We start from the raw sequence: 21144 nt of genomic DNA, 5'->3' as shown, positions 1-21144 counted from the left end.
GGGGATGAGGCCCCCACTGATGGAAGTTTCACTTTATAATGCACATTCCTCAATTTCAAACCCTAAATCTTCAATCATTCCCCAGTCTGCTGTTGGCTCTTGGCCAGCAGTTGTTAAATAATCGCCAACGAATATTGAGTTTGCCGCAAATAAGCCAAGAGGTTGAACAAATCGTAAATTAATTTCACGTCCACCAGAAATACGAATTTCTTTTGACGGATTCACAAAACGCATCATTGCTAATACCTTCAAGCATTGCATTGGTGTTAATTCTTTTTGTCCTTCTAACGGTGTTCCCTTTACAGCAACAAGGAAGTTACATGGAATAGAATCCGCATCTATACGCTTTAATTCAAATGCAATCTCTACGCGTTGTTCCTTCGTTTCACCCATTCCGAAAATAGCACCAGAACACGGTGATATACCCGCATGCTTCGCTTTTTCAACTGTATCAACACGATCGTCATACGTATGAGTTGAACAAATGCTTTCGTAATTATCTACATGCGTATTTAAATTATGATTGTAACGATGTACGCCAGCTTCTGCAAGGCGCTGCGCTTGATCTTCATTTAAGAATCCTAGACAGCAACAAATCTTCAAATCAGTCGTTTCGCGAATTTCTTTTACCGCTCCAATAACATGATCAACTTCTTTATTCGTTGGGCGGCGACCAGAAGCAACGATACAATATGTGCCTGCCTTACGTCTGATTGCTTCATGCGCACCTTCTACAATCTTCTCTTGCGTTAACCAAGCATATTTATCAATCGGGGCTTCGGATACGATTGATTGAGAACAATACCCGCAATCTTCTGGACATAAACCTGACTTCGTATTAATAATCATATTTAATTTTACTTTTTTTCCGAAGTGATGATGACGAATCACATACGCCGCATTCATAATTTCTAAAATTTCTTCGTCATTTTCTTGTAAAATACTGAGTGCCTCTTCTTTCGTTACATCTCTTCCCTCTATTACTTCAAATGCGATTTGCTTCCAATCTGTTTTCGTTTGTACCTGTTTCATTTCTTCTCTTCCCTTCTTTTTTCATATAAGAAAATAAAGCATGATAAGTTGCTGCAATTCGTTCACCTTCTGTAAAATCTCGTTCATATATGCGAAGCATGCTGCGAAAGATAGAAGGACTTTGACAATAAGATCCTTCATTACTATTCGTTGCTCCAACTTTACGAATCGATTGTAAAAATTCACGAACTGTAGCAAATGTTTCTATGTAACATGTTTCAGCAACATATATATCCCCTTTTATTCTTTTACATAATTCTTGTAGCTGTAATCTTGTAAAAAAAGCTTGTCCAACGGTGGCTGTATCTTCTATTGCATACGCTGTTTTCGCACGCTGAAATGATGTATGAAGCTCATGAAACGTTTCATTTCCAAATGTCGAAAACAGCAATACACCATTTTCACGTAAATTTTTATATAGGTTCGCTAATGTAGCTGACAAATCATTTAACCATTGAAATGTTGCATTGGAGATGATTACATCATATTGTTCGTGAAGTGTAATACGTTCAATGTCTTCACATTGAAATATAACAGACTCTACATTACACCTTGTTTTTGCTTTCGCAATCATGCTTTCTGCAAAATCAACAGCTGTAATCGTTGCTTTTGGAAAGGATGTTGCTAATTGCTCTGTTACATAGCCTGTGCCGCAGCCAAGCTCTAAAATATGAATTTGTGCCGCTTCATCGTAATGTTCTTTCAGATAAACAAGCAGACGATCTGCCATCTTTTTTTGAACATTTGCATATTGATCATAGGATACAGCAGCTTGATTAAATCGTTTTTGTAACAACGTCTTGTTAATCATTTCGCTCTATCCCCTTTACAAACTGTATAATTTCTTTTGCACATCGCTTTGCTTGTGTGAAACAAAGTGCATGTCCAGCTCCTTCTATAATTGTGAGTGATGCGTTTATTTTTTCTTGTATATACTCCGCTGCAGAAGGCGGACAAATCACATCATCCTTTCCATGAAGAAGCAATACTGGCACATCTATTTGCAATAGCTGTTCTCTAACATCTGTTTCTATTAAATAATGAAGTCCACATTGCAAAGAGTGAATCGAATCACCTTGGAATTGTTCAGCTATTTTGAGAAATGCAATCTCCTGTCCGTTTTCCTGCTCCGCCTTGGAAAACATACTCACATAAAACCGTTTCAACGTATCATCTTTTTGTTTCAAAAGATTTCGGTTCATTCGTTCGACAAAAGGTTTTTTCCAGCCATATATGTAATCAGCATCTGTTGTAAATTTCGCTGTCCCTCCTAGTAAAACAATCCCTTTCGTTTGCAATGAATGATGCACTTGAAGAGCGGCCAATGCCCCAAGTGACCAACCAACTAAAATTACTTCTTTCCCTTCTGCTACCTCTATAATTCGACGTTGAAACTCATGCCCATCTTCACTATTACGCCAATGAACAACATGTACGGGAAAATCATGTAAATGCGGAAGGAATGCTTCCCAAACCGGTTCTTCCATGCCCCACCCTGGAATAAGCACAAGACTAGGCCCAGTCATGAAATCACTCCTTCTTCTTTTCCAATTTGTACAATCCGCTGCGTCGCCCATTGTAAATCATCATTTGTATGATGCGCTGTTACGGCAAACCGAATGCGAGAACTACACTGCGGAACAGTAGGCGGCCGAATAGCAATTGCTGCTATTCCTGCTTCTTGCAATTTCATACTAAAACAGAGCGCTGCTTCATTCGAACCTACAATAACAGGAACAATATGCGTGGTGCTGTCTCCAATATGAAAACCAGCTTCTTGCAGATTTGTTCGGAAATATCGGCCATTTTCTATTAATCTATGACGATGTGTTTCATCTTTTCTTACAATGTCAATTGCTTTCCCGATTGCTCCAAGGGTTCCTGGAGGTAAAGCGGTTGTAAAAATAAAGCTGCGCATCGTATTGATCATATACTCGATGCAAACAGCACTTCCGGTAATATACGCTCCGTAACAGCCCATTGCTTTACTAAATGTACCCATATGAATATCAATCGACTTAGCTAATTGGGGATGCTCATGAGCAAGACCCGCTCCATTTCTCCCATATATTCCGCCCGCATGTGCCTCATCAACCATAAGAAGCGCTCCGTATTTTTCTTTCAGCATCACTAAGTCCTCTAAATGAGCCCTATCTCCATCCATGCTAAAAATAGTATCCGTCACAATAAGTTTTCGTTTTTCTACCTTAGCAGATTTCAGTAATTTCTCTAAATGTTCTAAATCATTATGACGATAGCGCTTATGCTCGGCCCCACTTAATACAATGCCATCTACAATACTTGCATGATTTAACTTATCGCTAAACACGACGTCATGACGACTTACAAGGGAAGAAATTGCTCCAACATTTGCCGTGTAACCGTTATTCACAATTAGCGCTTTTTCAGTTTCTTTCCAAGCACATATACGCTGTTCAATTTCTTCATATAACGGATAGTTCCCAACAACAAGACGAGACGCCGTTGCTCCGGTCCCATACCTTTTTGTCGCTTCTATTGCCGCTTCTTTTAATCGTTCATCACCAGCTAATCCTAAGTAATTGTTTGAAGCTAAATTTAATAATCTCTTTCCATTTCGAACGAGCCACGCTTGTTCGGCGTGCTCCGTCGCCAACAATTTTCGGTGCTGTGATGTTTCTATAAGACTCGATAGCTTAGACTGAAAATGCGTTTCCCACACTGGATTCATTGCGTAAAAACTCCTCTAATCTTGAGATAGCAATACTCTCTTCTACCGCTTGTAATCGTTCATTTCTTGTAAAATCTTCACGAAGCGCTGGCAGCAACCCAATAACCGGTACGCCGCTTAATTCTTCTATCATTTCTTTGTTTTCTAATACTCTTTCTTTTTCATGTTCTCGGCATCCAGATAAAATGATCCCCGCGACTGATAAGCCGTGTGCTTTTGCATAAGAAACCGTTAAAATAGTATGATTCACTGTTCCAAGTGTTGGCCTTGCTACAATAAGCAATGGTAATTGCAGTTGTTTCGCAAAATCGACAACGAGAGCATCGTCTGTATAAGGAACTACAAGTCCGCCAGCGCCTTCTACAAGCAAAGAGTCAAATTGTTTCGATAATTCTTCGTAATGACTCGTAATATCTGACAATAACACTTGCCTTCCTGCCCGCTTCATTGCTAAACGAGGCGCAAGCGGTTCTTCAACTGAATAAGGGCAAATCTCTTCGCATGATATTGTTACACCGGCAGCTGCTTTCAACCGAGCGGCGTCTCCTTCTGGATGGGAGGAAAGATGACCGCTTTGCAATGGTTTATAGACACCGATATTATATCCGCGCTCCCGAAGTACACCTGCTAATGCACCTGTTACAACCGTTTTTCCTACTTCCGTATCGGTTGCTGTCACAAAGAAACCTCTCATCATTCTCCCTCCGTTACCTCTTGAATAGCTTGCTGTAAAATCGCAATCATATCATCAAGTTCTTCTATCGTAGAAGCAAGCGGCGGCATAAAGACAACGACATTCCCTAGCGGACGAAGAATCATTCCTAAATTACGTGCTCTTCTGCAAACCTTCACACCGACTCGTTCCTGCCAAGAATATGCTTCCTTCGTTTCTTTATTTTGCACGAGCTCAATGCCAATCATAAAGCCTCGCTGACGAATATCTCCCACATGCTTAAACCCCTGCAAAAATTCTAAGCGTTTTGCGATATATTCTGCTTTATGACTAACAGCTTCTATAAGGTTAGTCGTTTCAAATAATTTCAAGTTTGCAAGTGCTACTGCACAGCCTAGTGGATTCCCTGTATAACTATGACCATGGAAAAACGTTTTTTGTTCCTCATAGTCACCTAAAAAAGCACGATAAATTTCTTCTGTCGTTACGGTAATTGCAACCGGTAAATACCCTCCTGTTAACCCTTTTCCAGCAGTTAAAATATCCGGTGTGATTCCCTCATGTTCGCATGCAAACATTTTGCCTGTTCTGCCAAATCCAGTTGCTACTTCATCTGTAATAAGAAGAACATTGTATGCTGTGCAAAGCTCTCGCAATCCTTTTAAATAACCATCTGGCATTGTAATAATTCCGCTCGCTCCTTGGACAAGCGGTTCAACAATAACAGCTGCTACTTCTTCGTGATTGCCCTGCAATAAATCTTCCATTTCTTCTAAATGTTTTTTCACAATTATTTGCCCATCTTTCCCATAAGGAGAACGATATGTATACGGATATGGTACTTTTAGCGTATCAAATAAAAGTGTACTATACGTTTGGTGAAACAGATCAATTGCCCCAACAGATACAGCACCTATTGTGTCACCATGATACGCTTCTTTCATCGTAATAAATTTTTTCTTTTCAGGCTTTCCTTTATGCTGCCAATATTGAAAGGCCATTTTAATTGCAATTTCAACTGATGTTGCACCGGAATCAGAATAAAAAACTTTCTTCAGTCCATTGGGTACAATTTCAATAATTTTTTCGGCTAATAAAATACTTGGTACATTCGCAATACCTAGCAATGTGGAGTGAGCAATTTTATTTAATTGCTCCCGAATCGCATCATCTAGCTCTTGAACATGGTGACCATGAACATTGAGCCAAATAGAAGACACACCGTCCCAATAGCCTTTCCCATTCACATCATATAATTTTCTTCCTTCTCCTCGTTCAATAATGACAGGATCATCCTCCAAATAATCTTTCATTTGAGTAAATGGATGCCACACATAATCTTTATTTTTTTGAGCTAGTTCCTCATATGTAAAAGTTTGCTCCATGCTTCTTACAGTCATGACTGCCACCCCTAATGTTAACTTATTTTAATTTAAAGTTAACATTATAAAACAAATACTGTCAATTCTTTTTCATGGAATTATATTCTCAAAAAAAAGAACGACCTATCCTAGGATAAGTCGCCTTATTTGCCGTGCTGAATTTTACCAATCTCTTGAATGAATTGTTCATCCGTTTTACCTTCTATTTCAATTCCGAGCTCTTTTGCATGCTCTCGAAGAAGCTCTTGGCGCTTTTCATAACGCACTGTGCCTATTTCTTTTTGGATTTGTTCTTTTGTTTTTCCTTCTGTAGAAACTCCGAATTTATCTGCTGTTTTTTGCATGTTTTCTTCTTCATTTTGTCTTACTGTTTCTTTTGGCTTTTCAACACTTTTCTTTACTGAATTAGGAGATGACGCAAATGCTGTATAAATTCCAGCACCACCAATGACTGTAAACAACATTGAAATAATTATAATTTTTATCTTCATATTTTGCCCTCCTTACATTCATTATAAAGAACAAAAAGATAATTTGTACTCTTTTTCTCTATCATACAACTGCAAAAATAATTATTGACATCCTCCTATTTTATATGATAAAAATTTACTAACACGATATGAATCGGCAATGATAGGATTTAGTAGTATTTCGCTTCATGATTTCAGAGAGCTGGTGGTTGGTGCGAATCAGTACAGAACGAAGTATGAATTACCCCCTTGAGCTTCTTTTACGAAATGATTGGAGTAGTGAAAGACGGATACAGACCGTTATTTCTGCAAAGTGGTGAAATTTTTTTATTTCACAATTTAGGGTGGTACCGCGATGTTTTCGTCCCTGCATATATTGCAGGGACGTTTTTTATTTTCATCGATCGGTATATACCTTTAATTGTCATACGTACATTTCACAAGCTAGGGTGGTACCGCGATTATTTTCGCCCCTGCATATATTGCAGGGGCATTTTTTATTTTCAAAAAAGGAGAGAAGTAATATGCAAGTTGGGGCGGCCGGCGGAATTATTCGATATTGGCGTATTTTTTCAAACCATAGTAAACCATAACATCTAAGGAGAATTTATTATCATGATTACAAAACGAGCATCTATTATACTAACAGCTCTTATCTTTTTCTGTATCGGTTTTAGCGTCATTCAATTACAAGTTATGCCTCATATTCCTATTTTATTTGGGATTGTCATATTACTAGCATTTGGATTCATAAAAAAAATACCATGGTCTGTGATGGAGAACGGGATGAGAAATGGTATTTCAGCTGGCTTACCATCTATTTTTATCTTTTTACTTGTCGGTGCATTAATAAGTGTTTGGATCGCTGCTGGAACGATTCCGACATTAATGGTGTACGGTTTTCAAATTGTTTCACCTAAAATTTTCTTACCAACAGTCTTTATCGTCTGTTCTATTATCGGTACTAGTATTGGTAGTGCCTTCACAACAGCTGCGACAGTTGGAATTGCCTTCATGGGAATGGGAAGTGCTCTCGGATACGATGCTGCTTTAGTTGCTGGTGCTGTTATTTCTGGATCTTTCTTTGGAGACAAAATGTCACCTCTTTCTGACACAACAAATTTAGCACCCGCTGTCTCTAAAGTAGATATGTTTGATCATATTCGAAATATGTTGTGGACAACTGTACCTGCATTTACTATTTCACTCGTTATTTTCTTTATTCTTGGGAAAGGCACTTCTGGACAACTTCAGTTTGCTTCTTTCACAGAAACATTACAAGAACATGCAACAATTTCTATTGTTACTTTACTACCTGTTCTTGTGTTATTTGTATTAGCGGTTAAAAAAGTTCCCGCAGTTCCTACATTACTTGCTGGTATTATCTCAGGTATTATCATTCTATTTATTTTTACGCCAAATACATCTCTTACAAATTTAATTAATATTATGCAAAACGGATATGTATCGCATACAGGTGTAAAAGATATCGATAGTTTATTAACACGCGGCGGGTTACAAAGTATGTTAATGTCTGTTGCTCTTATTTTCCTTTCACTCGGTATGGGAGGATTACTACAAGAAATGGGGATTATCAAACAACTTATGGCTGCAATCGCAAACTTTGTCACTACGAGCGGACGTTTAATCTTCTCAACAGCAGCTACTGCAATCGGGGTTAACTTTTTGCTTGGTGAACAATACCTTTCAATCATCTTACCAGGTCAAGCATTTGCCGAAAAATACGATGAGCTGGGCTTAAAGCGCCGCAATCTATCACGTGTATTAGAAGATGCCGGTACAGTTATTAATCCACTCGTACCATGGGGGGTTAGTGGGGTGTTTCTCGCAAGTGTCCTAAACGTACCAACAATGAGCTACCTGCCATATACCGTTTTCTGTTTACTTTGTCCAATCATTACCTTATTTGTTGGATTCACAGGATTTGGCCTTTCATGGGAAAAAGAACATAAAGAAAAGTCCGCTGCCTAGCAGTGGACTTTTTCTTTATTATTTATTTAATTTCTTTCTTCTAAATAATGCAATCGCACCTGCACCAATACACGCAAGACCTGCTCCTAATGTCGTAAACACATTCGCTCCTGTCTTTGGCAAGCTGTTGTCTGTTTTCGTTTGCTCTTGACCTGGATCTGCTGTTACCGGCTTCTCTTCGCCGTTTTTATGATCTTCTGTTGTTTTCGGCTGATCTCCGCCATTGTTATTATCTGTTGGCTTTGTCGGTTGATCAGTTCCATTACCGCCACCATTTGGCTTCTCTCCATCAGCTTGTTCATTTTTCTTCGTTAAATCCATTGCATATTTTGCAAATTCATTTTCTGATGGGCCAACGTAAGAAATATTGCCATCTTTTGTGAGATATTTTTGGGCATTTGGAGAAGAATCAAATGTAACATTCAAATTCTCACCAGTAATTGGTTTAAATGTCCAGTTTTTATCTGCTGTCGGGTTAATTGTTTTCTTTTCTTTCATATACTCTACAATAATTTGACGTGTTTCATCAGGAGACTGTAAAAGCACTTCTCCTTTACTTACACCCGGGAATGTTTGACTGCTACCTCGGTAATTATTCGTTGCTACAACAAATTCTTGACTATCCGTTACCGGTTTTCCAGCAAACGTTAAGTTCACAATACGATTTGCAGCTTCATTTACAACTTTTCCATCTTTGTCATATTTAGCTGGCTGCGTTACATCAATTTCATATTTCACGCCATCTAATACATCAAAATTGTATGTTGGATAGTTAATATTCACTAATTTTTGCTCATCTTTGTTCTTTGGATCGATTTGATTAAATTGACCAGCAGACATTTCTAACCAATCTTTCAACTGAGCCCCATTTACTTTCACTGCATATAATGTATTTGGATATACGTATAAGTCCGCAACGTTTTTAATTGCAAGCGTTCCCGCTGGAATGTCTGTATAATATGTAGCGCCGTTACGTCCACCTGCTTTAAACGGTGCACCTGCTGACAGAATTGGCAACCCTTCAAATTTCGTACCCTTCATCTTCTTCTCTGTGTACCACTTTTGTGCATTCGTTACAATTTGAACAGATGGATCATCTTGTACAAGCGCAAAGTAACTATTAATTGGCGCTGTCGTTTCGCCAACTGGCGTATTTACATATTTAATTGTTCCTTCATGATCATCCTTTATCGCTTCTACTAATGATTGATCTGAGTCTACTTTTGCATTTCCTTTACTGTCTGCAATTGGACGAACGGAAGGTTTCGATTTATCCTTTTGTACTTTCCATTCTCCATTCACTTGCTTCAATTCCATATCAACAATTCCTAAATTACTTCCAAAAGCACCAGGCATAACAACAGGAACACCATTGAAATTATCCGTTACAACTGCATGAGAATGTCCTGTTAATACCGCATCAACACCAGGAATATCCGTTAAATAATAAGAAGCATTCTCCATTCCAATATTGTATCCATTCTTATCGATGCCAGAGTGTGCTAACGCAACAATAACATCTGCACCTTCTGCTTTCATTTTCGGAATCATTTCTTTTGCTGTTGCTACAATATCTTTCGCTATTACTTTTCCTTCTAAATTTGCTTTATCCCAGCTCATAATTTGTGGTGGAACAAAGCCCATTACGCCAATCTTTACTTTATGTTTTTGACCAGCCTCATCTTCTACTTCTTTTTCAAACACATGGTACGGTTTGAAATAATTTTTACCATTATTTGCATCATATACATTCGAGTTAATTACAGGAAACTGTGTTTTGCTAGTCGCTTGTTTTAAATAATCTAAACCGTAGTTAAATTCATGGTTCCCAAGAGAAATGACGTCATATTTCATCATATTCATTAAACGATACAATGGATGTACATAATCTCCTTCTAAACCTTTTACTTTCGCTACGTAATCACCAAGCGGCGTCCCTTGCAAGGCATCTCCATCATCAAATAAAACAGAGTTTTTTGACTCTCCTCGTGCTTGATTAACAAGAGTCGCTGTTTGAACTAATCCTACTTTATTATCCGTTTTTGTTTGATAGTAATCATAGTTCATTAAGTTTACGTGAATATCAGATGTTTCTAATATTCTTAGTTTTACAGTACTTTCCTCTGCATATGCAGGCGTAATCCATACTTGTGGAGCAATAACACCTAATGCAAGTGCAGCACCAGCCAACGTTTTTGTTGATTTTTTCACAAAAAATCCCCCTTATAACATAATCCCTAGTTATAAAATATACGATGGGATCTGTGTCCCTACTTCTTAATTATCCAGATTACAAAGAAGTTAGTTGTCCTACTTCCTTTGCGAGTTGGATAAATTTACCCCATCTAAAATTTATCATAACGAACAGTCGTTTATATCGTCAACAAATTTTGACGTACTTCTACAAATTTTTTGTAAAAACTTTGTAAATTTTTCATAAAGATGTAATGTATATTCCATTGCTTCTGATCATGAATATGATACAATAACCATTTATAAGGAGGATAAAACGATGAACAAACTTCTTTTGTCTACACTTTGTCTCCTCCTTCTTATCATTACATTGTTGCATTATGAAAAGAATGATGAGACAAATGTTCAAAAAGAATCTCCGGCAGCGACCGTTCCGCACTGGATTGATACACAAACAGATGCGACGCTTCATCATCTTGTCCTAGGGGATTCTCTTGCAAAAGGTTACGGGTCTACACAAGGTGGCTATGTACAAGTTGCTTCTCATATATTAGAAACACAATTACAAAAACAAATTATAGTCGATAACCTTGCAATAAACGGCTTAACAACAGACCGGTTACTGCAAATGATGCAAACCGAGGAAATGAAGCAAAAAATAAAAGAAGCTCATATGATTACAATTAGTATTGGCGGGAATAACGTTTTACACATAAAACGAAATGTCGGTGTTATAGAGGGAATGAAATTATTAAATGAAGAAAAAGATCATTTCGAACAAGATTTACAAAACATTGTAAAAACGATTCGTGCTGCTAATCCGAATGCACTTATCATTTTATCTGAGCTCTATAACCCATTAAAACTGGAGGATTCCCTCGCTTCTTACGCAAATGTTTTCTTAGATAATTGGAACAAAATCATATATTCGATTTCAAAAAAAAATCAACCTTCACTCGTCTTACCAATTCGTACATTATTACCAAATGATCAAAAAGATTTACTGTATGATCAAGTTCATCCAAATGATAAAGGATATGAAAAAATCGCAGAATCATTTGCACAACAAGTGTTATCATATAAAGTGAAACTTCCATAAGTAGGCGGGGTTCCTACTTATGGTTAGTTGAACCAATCGGGTCCTTACAGGCGGTTCTTCTTCCTGACTTCACACAAATTACCGCCTGTTTGGGCGGGATAAAGTGAAACTTCCATAAGTAAGCGGGGTTCCTACAGGTGGTTGTTTACCTTAGATTCACGCAAAAATCATTCTATTTTTATAACATTGTGTTTTTTTGTTACAATAAGAACAGAAGGGGGCCTGTTATATGGATTCACGTGAGTGGGAACGCATCGTTGATCATCTCCTTTCGTTAGTGCCTCTTTTTTATCGCAAGTTTATGCTTCCTGGAGAGTTCTCTTCTCAGCGACAGATGCCGCCATCACATACACAGGTGTTGTTGTTATTGCATGAGCGAGATACATTAGCAGTTTCAGAAATCGGCAAACGGTTAGCTATTTCAAGACCGAATATGACACCACTGTTAAATAAACTCATTCAAGAAGAGCTTGTAGAGCGCCATTATAGCGAAAAAGATCGGCGTGTTATTTTAATGTCTCTTACAGCTGAAGGAAAATCATTAGTCAATCAATACAAACAATTCCTTTTAAAAAAACTAAAAGAAAATTTACAAACATTATCAGCAAGCGATCGGGAACAGTTAACCCATTCATTGCAAACAATCCAAAATTTAATTTTGAAAGCAAATATATAAAGCTGCTTCTAACTAGAAGCAGCTTTATGTTTCGTAATAATTTCCATAATATACATTTGAATACGGCCAAGTAGTTAAATACGGTTTACTTTCTTGTAATGGTTGCACAGTCTGCCTTATATATGGAACAGGATAATACACAATTTGTGGATAGTATCTAGGATCATAATAAGAAAAAAACATCAGCTTTCCTCCTTTTTAGAAGCATATTCAAAAAGGAAATTTGATGTGCATTCATTATAGTTGTGCAATTGGTCTTTTTATTTGTTTCTTTCTTTTCGTCAATCGTAATCTTCGGTTCTTCTCGTATAAATGGTACATAACAAAATAAGCAATTATCCCGAATACAATTCCTAAAATTGTCATTCCGATTATTACATACACTTCGTTTTGTAACAAGCTTCTTAACATCGTTAGCACATGACTTGAAAAAAAGTCTTTTATTGTATAGTGGTGATACGGCACTTTTTTTACTTCAAATGGATAAATAAATTTTCCGAGTGCATGCGCAAAAGGAATTAACAGAACAGGTAAAAATGTTGCTTTTCCAATAATATTACCGATAACAGCTGCAGGAAACGAACCTTTCAACAATCGAACAAGTGGATAAAAAATAAGATATACGAGCGAAGCCGTATGAATGACTAGCATCTCCATTCCAAAACCAACAGCAAATCCTCGTGATACAATTTTTGCACCTTCTGGTGCACGCAATAATTTATAATAATTTAACTTCACTCCTCGCCAAATACGCTGAAAGAATGAATATGTTTTCGTATTTACTCGCATCTACATCATCTCTCTTATATTTTTCTGTTTCTTACTATTATAAAGTATGTAAAGAGAAAATGCGAAGCTAGATAAGACATTTCGAATCAAAAACAACCTTCTATTATGAAGAAGGTTGTTTTTCTTGTAATAAACTGGCTAACAATGCCTTTTGTACATGCAGGCGATTTCCCGCTTGTTGAAACACAATTGATTGTGGGCCATCAATGATTTCTGAGGTTACTTCTTCTTCGCGATGAGCTGGTAAGCAGTGTAAGAAACGATAAGTTGATTTTGCTTCTTGAACCAGTTGCTCGTTTACTTGATATGGCTGAAACAATTCATATTTCTCTTTATTATCTTCTTGCCCCATACTCATCCAAACATCTGTATAAATAAAATCCGCCTCTTTGACAGCCTCTTTTGCATGATATGTAATCTCAATTTCAGCTCCTGTTTCCTTTGCAATTCCGATTGCACGATTCACAATTTCTTCATTCGCTTCATACCCTTGAGGCGTTGCAACTGTAATGTTCAACCCTACTTTCGCACTCGCAAGGAGCAATGAATGACAAACATTATTTCCATCACCAACGTAAGCAAGCTTAATATTTTGAAATGTATTTACTTCTTCATAAATCGTCATTAAATCTGCTAGGGCCTGACACGGATGGTGATCATCGGTTAATCCATTAATAATAGGAATTGTTGCTTCCTTTGCTAATCCTTCTACTTCCTCATGTGAAAATGTTCGTATCACAATTCCATCTATATATTGTGATAGCACTTTTGCAGTATCCGCAATACTTTCTCCTCTGCCCAGTTGCAACTCCTTGCCATTTAAAAACATACCATACCCTCCAAGCTGAATCATTCCAGCTTCAAAAGATACACGTGTACGAGTAGAATGTTTATCAAAGATTAATCCTAAAATTTTACCATTTAATAGTGGTAATGTTTTTTCTTTTTTTACGTACATCGCAAATTCAATAATTGCAATGATCTCTTCTTGTGTTAATTCCTCTAATGTTAAAATATCTTTAGTTTGCAGTTTTGGTACAGACACTATTTGCATACAAATTCCTCCTCTATTTTAGCAATGTTTGTTTGCATACACCATTCATTATTTGCACTGCTTCATCTATTTCTGCTTTCGTTACAATAAGCGGTGGTAATATACGCAGTATATTAGATCCAGCCTGCAAAACGAGAAGGCCTTCTTTCTCTAACGCCGCTACAATAGCACTAACTTCTCCTTTGCAAACAACCCCAATCATGAGCCCTTTCCCTCGAATATCAATCATCCATTCCGTATCCTGTAACTCTTCTTGTAATTTCCGTAAAAAATACGCTCCTTTTTCTTGTACTTCTTGCAAAAAAGAAGGCTGCGAAACAATTTGTAATACTTCTTTTGCTGCTGCCATCGCAATAAAATTCCCGCCAAACGTCGAGCCGTGTGTTCCTGGGGAGAAAACGGATCCAAATTCTTTTTTACCAAGCATCGCTCCAACCGGAATACCATTTCCAAGCGCTTTTGCAACTGTGACAATATCAGGTGAAATTCCTATTTGTTCATATGCAAATAACGTCCCTGTTCTCCCAATTCCGGTCTGCACTTCATCTACAATGAAAAGTGCACCGTATGCATGACACAACTTCTCAATTTCACGTAAAAATGGAACATCTGCTGTAATAACACCGCCCTCTCCCTGTACAATTTCCACCATAACAGCTGCGATTTCTTCATTCATCGCTTCTTGAAACGCAGTAATATCATTAAAAGGAATATGTAGAAAACTTGGAAGAAGTGGTCCAAATCCATCATGAATTTTAGATTGTCCTGTCGCACTCATCGTTGCAAAAGTTCTTCCATGAAATGATTGCTTACACGTAATTACAACGGATTTCTCTGTATACTTACGTGCTAACTTCAGCGCTGCCTCATTCGCTTCCGCTCCGCTATTACAAAAAAATGCATAGTGTAACTCTCGATCCTTTGTTAATAACTTAGCAACTTCTTCTTGTACTGTATGAGGAAATAGATTTGAAATGTGCCATATTGTTTGCAATTGCTCTTCAACAGCATTTACCACCGCTGGATGGCAATGCCCTAAATTACATACCGCAATTCCAGAAGTAAAATCTAAATATTGCTTTCCTTGTTTATCTGTAACCTTTGTGCCGCTCCCGTTCACAATTTCAATAATCCGTCTACTGTATGTTGGAAAAATATGCTGCCCCACTACCTCTCCCCCCTTTCGTTACTGTTGTGCCAATCCACTCTCCTTTATTTGTCAAAAAACATTGTGTACCGTTCACAATTCCAACATCCTTTACACCTAGTTCCAATGATGTCAATGCTGCTCTCACTTTCGGAATCATTCCGCCAGTAATCGTTTCATTATCTATAAGCTCTAGAAGCTGCTGTTCATCTGCTTTCTCAAGGAGTTGATCCTTGTATATAACGCCATCTACATCTGTAATAAAAATTAATTTTTTCGCATTGATCGCTATCGCAATTGCCGCTGCTGCTGTATCTGCATTCACGTTATATAGCTGTCCATCCATTACTCCAACAGGTGCAACAACAGGAATAAACTGATTGGCTAACAAACATTGTAATAGCGCCGTTCGAACAAATTTCACTTCACCAACAAAACCAAATTCTGCTTCTAGTGGAGCGACTTGCAATAACCTTCCATCACAGCCAGATAATCCAACTGCTTCAAGTTTTTGTTCATTTAATTTTGAAACAAATGTCTTATTTGCACTGCCGCATAATACCATTTGTACAATTTTCATTACCTCTGCTGTTGTCACACGTAGTCCATCCTTCTTTTCAATCGGAATACTTAATTTGTTTAGCATCGCATCAATTTCAGGCCCACCACCATGAACAATAATCACATCATATATTTGCGCAATTTGTTTCATACATTGAAAAAATGTTTCGCCTAAACGAGCCAACATACTGCCGCCGCATTTTATTACAATACGTTCTCTCATCTCTTCTCTCCTTATGAGCGATAACAAGCATTAATTTTTATATATCCATAACTTAAATCGCATCCCCACGCTCTTCCGCTTGCCTTACCCAGATGTAGATATACATCGATAACAAGCTCTGCTTGTTGTAACATTTGTTTCATCTCTTCTTCTGAAAAGTATTGAGGTTCACTATCCTTTAATACCGCAATCGATTGGATATAAATATCAACCGCACTTCGTTCAACCACAATGCCACTTTGTCCAATTGCGCTAATAATACGGCCCCAGTTTGCATCCTCACCGTATATAGCTGCTTTCACAAGATTGGAGCCGACAATTTGCTTCGCGATCCTATTTGCTTCTTCTACAGTTCGCGAGCCATGCACATTTACTTCAATTAACTTTGTCGCTCCTTCTCCATCTTTCGCAATTTGCTTTGCTAAATCTTCACATACCTTTCCAAATGCGAGTAAAAATTTCTCCCATTCTGGATGTTCTTCGCATATTGCAGTTGTATTGGATAACCCACTTGCCATAACAAGTACCATGTCATTTGTAGACGTGTCTCCATCGACTGTAATTTGATTAAATGTATGATTTATAACTTGAGATAAAGTTCTTTGTAATGTTTCACTTTCTATATTCACATCAGTCGTAATAAACCCGAGCATCGTTGCCATATTTGGATGAATCATTCCTGATCCTTTTGCAGCTCCGGCAATCACAACCTCTTTCCCTTCAATTGAAAACTTATAACATGATTGTTTCGCAACTAAATCTGTCGTCAAAATTGCTTCATAAAACGATGTTGCAATCTCTACTTCTGTTGATGGTTGTAACGAAGAAACACCACTTCGTATTTTCTCCATTGGCAGGGGCTCTCCAATAACTCCTGTAGATGCTACCGCAACGTAGTTCTCCTCTACATGAAACTGGTTAGCTGCTAATGCACGCATTTCATATGCATCCTGCAGTCCTTTTGTACCTGTGCAAGAATTCGCATTTGCACTATTCACAACGATGGCCTGTAATTTTTGCTTAGCAGCAATACTTTCTTTCGTAACAATAAGAGGAGCTGCTTGGAATTGATTTTGCGTATAAACAGCCCCGCAGCTCGCCGGTACTTCACATACGATTGCTCCTATATCTTTTCTCTCTTTTCTTAATCCTGCATGAATTCCGATCGCTGCAAATCCTTTTGGCGTTACAATTGAACCGTTTTCTATCTTCGTACATAATGCTGTTTCAATCATGCTTTCTCCCCCTTACGGATACAACGGCATAAAGTGTAAATTCTCCGTTTCTTCCACCCCTGCTAATATATTTGCATTTTGCATTGCCTGCCCAGCTGCCCCCTTCATTACATTATCAATAACTGCTAAAATCGTAATTCGTCCCGTTCGTTTATCATAAGCCGTTCCGATGTCACAAAAGTTAGATCCCCTTACTTCTTTCGGACTTGGAAAAACTCCCTTTTCTCGTATTCTTACAAACGGTGAATAACAATAACTTTCCTCATAAACCTGCTGAAGCACAGCATCTGTTATCCCCTGCTTCGCCTGTGCATAGAGCGTGACCATAATCCCTCTCGTAATCGGAATCAGATGTGTACTAAACGTGATTGGTTTCATGTTCTCATCCCATTCTTGCAACATTTGCTCAATTTCCGGGATATGCTGATGTTCATTTACTTTATAAATGTATAAATTATCGTGAATTTCCGGGAAGTGCGTCATACTTGTCGGTGTCTTCCCTGCTCCAGAAACTCCTGATTTCGCATCAATAATAAGAGAGTCTACTTCGATGATTCCGTTTTTTACTAGTGGAGCTGCCGCCAGCAAAGTGGCAGTTGCATAACATCCTGGATTCGCAATTAAGTTTGCTGTTGCGATTTCGCTTTTTTTCCATTCCGTTAATCCGTACACCGCTTGTTGTAATACGGCTTCTTTTGCAGCTGTTTTTTTATACCACTCTTCATATATAGCCGGTTTTCGAATTCGAAAATCTCCTGATAAATCAATCACTCTTACACCAGCCTCTAGTAAACTCGGAGTCAAATTTACTGACACCCCAGCTGGTGTTGCTAAAAACACAATATCCGCTTCTTTCGCAATCTTTTCAACATCTACCTCTGCTAATGTATGAGAAACAAAAGTAGATAAATGAGGATATGGTGTTGTCATGAATTCTCCAATTTGCGAAAAAGAATGTACCGATGTCACTGTAAAGCTTGGATGATGTGTTAATAACCGCAAAAGCTCAATTCCTCCATATCCGGTTGCCCCAATAATCGCCGCTTTCATAATTCCTCCTCATTACCTTTTTGATTTAAATATGATTATAATGTTGCATATTTATAAAGTCAATTAAATATTTATAAGTTCATAAACAATAAAAATCAATATTATAAAGTCATTTTACTAATAAAACTTTTACAATAGTGAATTTTTATGCAAAAAACAAAGATATAGAGATTTTCTTTTCAAATTCAAGTACAATAAAGTGAAACTTTAATCAGTGGGGGTTTTCTTCATCCCCCACTAATTATCAGCCCTCACCAATCGGTCGCATGCCAGCAGTTTATCTTCCACCTAACTTCTTAAGAAAAGCGGAAGCGGCTCGTTCAGAATCGCAGGACGCCCACGAATAGCGGGATAAAAACAATACATATATACATGTAGGTGGGAAAAATCATGAATGAAAAATTAATCAAAAAAATGATTACAAAAAGTTTTCAACAATATCAATGTACGCCAACTTCACAAGAAGACTATGAAACGCTTATAGAACGTATTCAAAATATTATTTCTAACAATGCGGAAACTGATTTATATGAGGCTGTAGAAGATGTTGTGTATGAGTATATTACGTTATCTTAAAGAACAAGAAGGTTATATAAACCTACTTTCATTTTTCAACTTACCAATCACTGCTACGCAAAATAAAACATAGCCCCCACTCGTTTTCTCCCTTTGTTTTAAACCTTGCACGTGGCAGAAATAGGCACTGACCGCTTCTACGCACGGCCAGATGCTCTCGACCATCTAAAAACGGGAGGATATCGTTATTTTTATAAACTTATTTTCACCTTTCAACATCCAAATCACTGCTACGCAAAACAAAACATGGCCCCCACTCGTTTTCTCCCTTTGTTTTAAACTTTGCAAGTGGCAGAGATAGGCACTGACCGCTTCTCGCGTGGCCAGATCCTCTTGACCATCTAAAAAAGAGATCTGGCCAGTTTTTAATTTGTATTAAACAAAAAGAGATTCTCTACTTGAGAATCTCCTATTTTTTACTTAATGATTTTCCAGCAACACGCTCGAATAACCCTGGAAACAATGAAAAAATAATCGGTCCTAAATTCATCCACTTCGGTAAATTTACTTCACGCTTTTTCATTTCGATTGCTTTTACAATTTGCTGCGCTACATAGTTTGGTTTTAATATGTAACGTTCTACACTTTTTATGTATGTACCTGATTGATCCGCTATCGTATGGAAGTTTGTATCGATTGGACCTGGATTAATTGCTGTTACAGTAATGTTTGTATTTACAAGTTCCATACGCAAGCTATTTGTAAACCCTAATACCGCATGTTTCGTTGCTGCATATGCACTTGATTTCGGCGTTGCAATTTTCCCTGCTAGTGAAGCGATATTCACAATATGTCCACTATTTCGTTCAATCATATAAGGTAAAACTGCTTTTGTACACGCTACTAACCCGAATACATTTACATCAAACATATCCTTTACTTCTTGAACAGATGCATCGACAAACGTTTTAAACACACCAAAACCCGCATTATTGACTAATATATCAATGCCCCCTATATCTTGAAGCACTTGTGTAAAAACAAGTTCTACTTCTTCTTCATTACTTACATCCAAAACATAATAATGACAAGAAGTACGATATGTGGTTTCAATTTTTTGTTTGAGCGCTCGTAATTTTTCTTCTGTACGAGCGATTAGTACAGGAATTGCACCGCGCTCCGCTGCTTGCATCGCCAACTCTTCCCCAATTCCACTCGAAGCTCCTGTTATGACGATTACTTTATCTTGTAAACGCCTATTCATGGCTGTCACCTACTTTGCATAGTAAATCCATTGCTCTGATGACTTATCAATCATCACCTGTTGATTATATGCTAAAAAGTCTAATTGTCCAACTGTTTCAGAGATTGTAAGCGGTAACTGCTTTTCATATAGCACAGGAAATAGTTTGACACACACTTCAAATGCTGTCATCGGTTGTTCCTTTAATAAATTTAACACTTTAAACGCACGCGCCTCTTGTTTTTGTAGACGCTCATTTACCAATTTTTTTACATCGATAATATCTTCCCCATGCCCAGGTAAAACACGTGAAATATTCATACGAGCTAAGCGTTTTAATGTTTCATTATACTGCAGCATCGGCTTTGCTCGCTCTGTTTCTCCTTCATATGGCGGTTCTAAAATCGGATTAGAAGAAATATGTCCAATTAAGGCATCACCGCCAATTAGCAATCCATCCTTTTCACGATATAAGGAAATATGGGTAGAAGCATGCCCTGGTGTTTCAATCACTGTAAATTCCGGCAACGACGCAATGCTATCCCCTTCTCTTACAGTATGTGTAAGAGAACGTTTACAGGAGTATATCATTGTTTTCGTTAGCGATGCACTTTGTTTTAAAAATGTTTCTGGAACTCCAAATTGTCTAGATGATTCTAAAAAGAATTGTTGATATCGCTTTAGAAATTGCGGATCTTGTGTAATCCACGGTTCATTCCACGGATGGCCCACAATATTTGTTTGATTAGAGAATATATCCAATAATCCGCAATGATCTGCATGGTGGTGTGTCAGTACAACTGTTTCAATATCTTCTACCTTATATCCTAGTGCATTTAGTTGCTTCTCTAATGCTAATCTCGCTTCTTCTGTATTCGTTCCTGTATCAATTAATGTAAGTGTTTCTCCCTCTACTAAAAAAACATTAACTATTTCTACCGCAAATGGAACAGGAATTTCCATTCTATGAATAACTGTCATACCTTTATGCCTCCCCTATTTCACCGTTTCAAAAAATGAATCTTCCTTCAGTTTACATCTAACATGAAAATTTGTCATTATTTTCAGATAAAAAGAAGGGATTTTCTACGAAGAAGCG

21 protein-coding genes and 1 other annotated feature are annotated in these 21144 nt (G+C 37.7%); of the genes, 4 read left to right on the top strand and 17 right to left on the bottom strand.

Annotated features, from left to right (window positions below; all coding sequences use genetic code 11):
• Positions 1 to 33 precede the first annotated feature (33 nt).
• The 7 genes from bioB to MR076_RS06860 all read right to left on the bottom strand — a co-directional run bounded on the left by bioB (position 34) and on the right by MR076_RS06860 (position 6288).
• The gene (gene bioB / locus MR076_RS06890; RefSeq protein ID WP_242219011.1) at positions 34 to 1032 is read right to left on the bottom strand and encodes a biotin synthase BioB; all 999 of its coding nucleotides are present in this window, start codon (positions 1030 to 1032) and stop codon (positions 34 to 36) included.
• Positions 986 to 1843 carry a malonyl-ACP O-methyltransferase BioC gene (gene bioC / locus MR076_RS06885; RefSeq protein ID WP_242219009.1) on the bottom strand — a complete coding sequence of 286 codons (858 nt, stop codon included), beginning with the start codon at positions 1841 to 1843 and terminating at the stop codon, positions 986 to 988. The genes bioB and bioC overlap by 47 nt, the downstream gene beginning before the upstream one ends.
• Positions 1836 to 2558 carry an alpha/beta fold hydrolase gene (locus MR076_RS06880; protein WP_242219007.1) on the bottom strand — a complete coding sequence of 241 codons (723 nt, stop codon included), beginning with the start codon at positions 2556 to 2558 and terminating at the stop codon, positions 1836 to 1838. The genes bioC and MR076_RS06880 overlap by 8 nt, the downstream gene beginning before the upstream one ends.
• Positions 2555 to 3742, bottom strand: a complete 1188-nt coding sequence (gene bioF, locus MR076_RS06875; protein ID WP_242219005.1) for an 8-amino-7-oxononanoate synthase — start codon at positions 3740 to 3742, stop codon at positions 2555 to 2557. Before bioF ends, MR076_RS06880 begins: the two co-directional genes overlap by 4 nt.
• Positions 3708 to 4436 carry a dethiobiotin synthase gene (gene bioD / locus MR076_RS06870; protein ID WP_242219003.1) on the bottom strand — a complete coding sequence of 243 codons (729 nt, stop codon included), beginning with the start codon at positions 4434 to 4436 and terminating at the stop codon, positions 3708 to 3710. The genes bioF and bioD overlap by 35 nt, the downstream gene beginning before the upstream one ends.
• Entirely contained in the window at positions 4436 to 5815 is a 1380-nt protein-coding gene (bioA, locus tag MR076_RS06865) for an adenosylmethionine--8-amino-7-oxononanoate transaminase (protein WP_242219001.1), read from the bottom strand. Before bioA ends, bioD begins: the two co-directional genes overlap by 1 nt.
• A gap of 125 nt (positions 5816 to 5940) precedes the next feature.
• Positions 5941 to 6288, bottom strand: a complete 348-nt coding sequence (locus MR076_RS06860) for a hypothetical protein (protein WP_242218999.1) — start codon at positions 6286 to 6288, stop codon at positions 5941 to 5943.
• A gap of 130 nt (positions 6289 to 6418) precedes the next feature.
• Positions 6419 to 6639 (top strand) — a binding site (T-box leader).
• A gap of 243 nt (positions 6640 to 6882) precedes the next feature.
• Here MR076_RS06860 and nhaC point away from each other — a divergent pair.
• Positions 6883 to 8259, top strand: coding sequence for a Na+/H+ antiporter NhaC (nhaC, locus tag MR076_RS06855; protein WP_242218997.1), 1377 nt, complete (start codon positions 6883 to 6885; stop codon positions 8257 to 8259).
• An 18-nt stretch (positions 8260 to 8277) separates the two neighbouring features.
• Here the strand turns inward: nhaC and MR076_RS06850 are convergent, their stop codons facing one another.
• The gene (locus MR076_RS06850; protein WP_242218995.1) at positions 8278 to 10470 is read right to left on the bottom strand and encodes a bifunctional 2',3'-cyclic-nucleotide 2'-phosphodiesterase/3'-nucleotidase; all 2193 of its coding nucleotides are present in this window, start codon (positions 10468 to 10470) and stop codon (positions 8278 to 8280) included.
• 301 nt (positions 10471 to 10771) lie between these two features.
• On the opposite strand from MR076_RS06850, the gene MR076_RS06845 reads away from it, so the two are divergent.
• Both MR076_RS06845 and MR076_RS06840 read left to right on the top strand, forming a co-directional pair.
• Positions 10772 to 11551, top strand: a complete 780-nt coding sequence (locus tag MR076_RS06845) for a GDSL-type esterase/lipase family protein (protein ID WP_242218987.1) — start codon at positions 10772 to 10774, stop codon at positions 11549 to 11551.
• 229 nt (positions 11552 to 11780) lie between these two features.
• Positions 11781 to 12227: a MarR family winged helix-turn-helix transcriptional regulator gene (locus tag MR076_RS06840; protein WP_242218985.1), complete on the top strand. Its 447-nt coding sequence runs from the start codon at positions 11781 to 11783 to the stop codon at positions 12225 to 12227.
• A gap of 24 nt (positions 12228 to 12251) precedes the next feature.
• On the opposite strand, the gene MR076_RS06835 is transcribed toward MR076_RS06840, so the two are convergent.
• The 7 genes from MR076_RS06835 to argC form a co-directional block, all read right to left on the bottom strand.
• Positions 12252 to 12410 (bottom strand): hypothetical protein, encoded by a 159-nt coding sequence (locus MR076_RS06835; protein WP_242218983.1) that lies wholly within the window; start codon positions 12408 to 12410, stop codon positions 12252 to 12254.
• A 54-nt stretch (positions 12411 to 12464) separates the two neighbouring features.
• Entirely contained in the window at positions 12465 to 13016 is a 552-nt protein-coding gene (locus MR076_RS06830) for a DUF2062 domain-containing protein (RefSeq protein ID WP_242218981.1), read from the bottom strand.
• Between the two features lie 103 nt (positions 13017 to 13119).
• Positions 13120 to 14070, bottom strand: coding sequence for an ornithine carbamoyltransferase (gene argF, locus MR076_RS06825; protein ID WP_242218979.1), 951 nt, complete (start codon positions 14068 to 14070; stop codon positions 13120 to 13122).
• Positions 14071 to 14083: 13 nt separating this feature from the next.
• Positions 14084 to 15238, bottom strand: a complete 1155-nt coding sequence (locus MR076_RS06820; RefSeq protein WP_242218974.1) for an acetylornithine transaminase — start codon at positions 15236 to 15238, stop codon at positions 14084 to 14086.
• Positions 15207 to 16001 (bottom strand): acetylglutamate kinase, encoded by a 795-nt coding sequence (gene argB / locus MR076_RS06815; protein ID WP_242218972.1) that lies wholly within the window; start codon positions 15999 to 16001, stop codon positions 15207 to 15209. Before argB ends, MR076_RS06820 begins: the two co-directional genes overlap by 32 nt.
• A gap of 11 nt (positions 16002 to 16012) precedes the next feature.
• On the bottom strand, positions 16013 to 17236 hold the full coding sequence (gene argJ, locus MR076_RS06810; protein ID WP_242218970.1) for a bifunctional glutamate N-acetyltransferase/amino-acid acetyltransferase ArgJ: 1224 nt from the start codon (positions 17234 to 17236) through the stop codon (positions 16013 to 16015).
• A 12-nt stretch (positions 17237 to 17248) separates the two neighbouring features.
• A complete protein-coding gene (gene argC, locus MR076_RS06805) occupies positions 17249 to 18286 on the bottom strand; it encodes an N-acetyl-gamma-glutamyl-phosphate reductase (protein ID WP_242218967.1) in 1038 nt (345 codons plus the stop codon).
• Positions 18287 to 18676: 390 nt separating this feature from the next.
• Here argC and MR076_RS06800 point away from each other — a divergent pair, with 390 nt between their 5' ends.
• Entirely contained in the window at positions 18677 to 18862 is a 186-nt protein-coding gene (locus MR076_RS06800) for a YqzH family protein (RefSeq protein ID WP_242218963.1), read from the top strand.
• A gap of 409 nt (positions 18863 to 19271) precedes the next feature.
• Here MR076_RS06800 and MR076_RS06795 read toward each other — a convergent pair whose 3' ends face one another.
• Both MR076_RS06795 and MR076_RS06790 read right to left on the bottom strand, forming a co-directional pair.
• Positions 19272 to 20066, bottom strand: a complete 795-nt coding sequence (locus tag MR076_RS06795) for an SDR family oxidoreductase (RefSeq protein WP_242218961.1) — start codon at positions 20064 to 20066, stop codon at positions 19272 to 19274.
• A gap of 9 nt (positions 20067 to 20075) precedes the next feature.
• Positions 20076 to 21026 (bottom strand): MBL fold metallo-hydrolase, encoded by a 951-nt coding sequence (locus MR076_RS06790; protein WP_242218959.1) that lies wholly within the window; start codon positions 21024 to 21026, stop codon positions 20076 to 20078.
• Positions 21027 to 21144 lie beyond the last annotated feature (118 nt).

This window comes from Bacillus cereus group sp. BfR-BA-01380 (genome assembly GCF_022663535.1).
Taxonomy (GTDB): domain Bacteria; phylum Bacillota; class Bacilli; order Bacillales; family Bacillaceae_G; genus Bacillus_A; species Bacillus_A cereus_BB.
The sequence above is the reverse complement of the archived record's forward strand: the minus strand, read 5'-3'. Positions and strand labels throughout refer to the sequence as shown.

Coding starts and splice junctions, on each gene's coding strand:
- bioB (WP_242219011.1), bottom strand. CDS start 1,032: ATGAAACAGGTACAAACGAAAACAGATTGGAAGCAAATCGCATTTGAA.
- bioC (WP_242219009.1), bottom strand. CDS start 1,843: ATGATTAACAAGACGTTGTTACAAAAACGATTTAATCAAGCTGCTGTA.
- MR076_RS06880 (WP_242219007.1), bottom strand. CDS start 2,558: ATGACTGGGCCTAGTCTTGTGCTTATTCCAGGGTGGGGCATGGAAGAA.
- bioF (WP_242219005.1), bottom strand. CDS start 3,742: ATGAATCCAGTGTGGGAAACGCATTTTCAGTCTAAGCTATCGAGTCTT.
- bioD (WP_242219003.1), bottom strand. CDS start 4,436: ATGAGAGGTTTCTTTGTGACAGCAACCGATACGGAAGTAGGAAAAACG.
- bioA (WP_242219001.1), bottom strand. CDS start 5,815: ATGACTGTAAGAAGCATGGAGCAAACTTTTACATATGAGGAACTAGCT.
- MR076_RS06860 (WP_242218999.1), bottom strand. CDS start 6,288: ATGAAGATAAAAATTATAATTATTTCAATGTTGTTTACAGTCATTGGT.
- nhaC (WP_242218997.1), top strand. CDS start 6,883: ATGATTACAAAACGAGCATCTATTATACTAACAGCTCTTATCTTTTTC.
- MR076_RS06845 (WP_242218987.1), top strand. CDS start 10,772: ATGAACAAACTTCTTTTGTCTACACTTTGTCTCCTCCTTCTTATCATT.
- MR076_RS06840 (WP_242218985.1), top strand. CDS start 11,781: ATGGATTCACGTGAGTGGGAACGCATCGTTGATCATCTCCTTTCGTTA.
- MR076_RS06835 (WP_242218983.1), bottom strand. CDS start 12,410: ATGTTTTTTTCTTATTATGATCCTAGATACTATCCACAAATTGTGTAT.
- MR076_RS06830 (WP_242218981.1), bottom strand. CDS start 13,016: ATGCGAGTAAATACGAAAACATATTCATTCTTTCAGCGTATTTGGCGA.
- argF (WP_242218979.1), bottom strand. CDS start 14,070: ATGCAAATAGTGTCTGTACCAAAACTGCAAACTAAAGATATTTTAACA.
- argB (WP_242218972.1), bottom strand. CDS start 16,001: ATGAGAGAACGTATTGTAATAAAATGCGGCGGCAGTATGTTGGCTCGT.
- argJ (WP_242218970.1), bottom strand. CDS start 17,236: ATGATTGAAACAGCATTATGTACGAAGATAGAAAACGGTTCAATTGTA.
- argC (WP_242218967.1), bottom strand. CDS start 18,286: ATGAAAGCGGCGATTATTGGGGCAACCGGATATGGAGGAATTGAGCTT.
- MR076_RS06800 (WP_242218963.1), top strand. CDS start 18,677: ATGAATGAAAAATTAATCAAAAAAATGATTACAAAAAGTTTTCAACAA.
- MR076_RS06795 (WP_242218961.1), bottom strand. CDS start 20,066: ATGAATAGGCGTTTACAAGATAAAGTAATCGTCATAACAGGAGCTTCG.
- MR076_RS06790 (WP_242218959.1), bottom strand. CDS start 21,026: ATGACAGTTATTCATAGAATGGAAATTCCTGTTCCATTTGCGGTAGAA.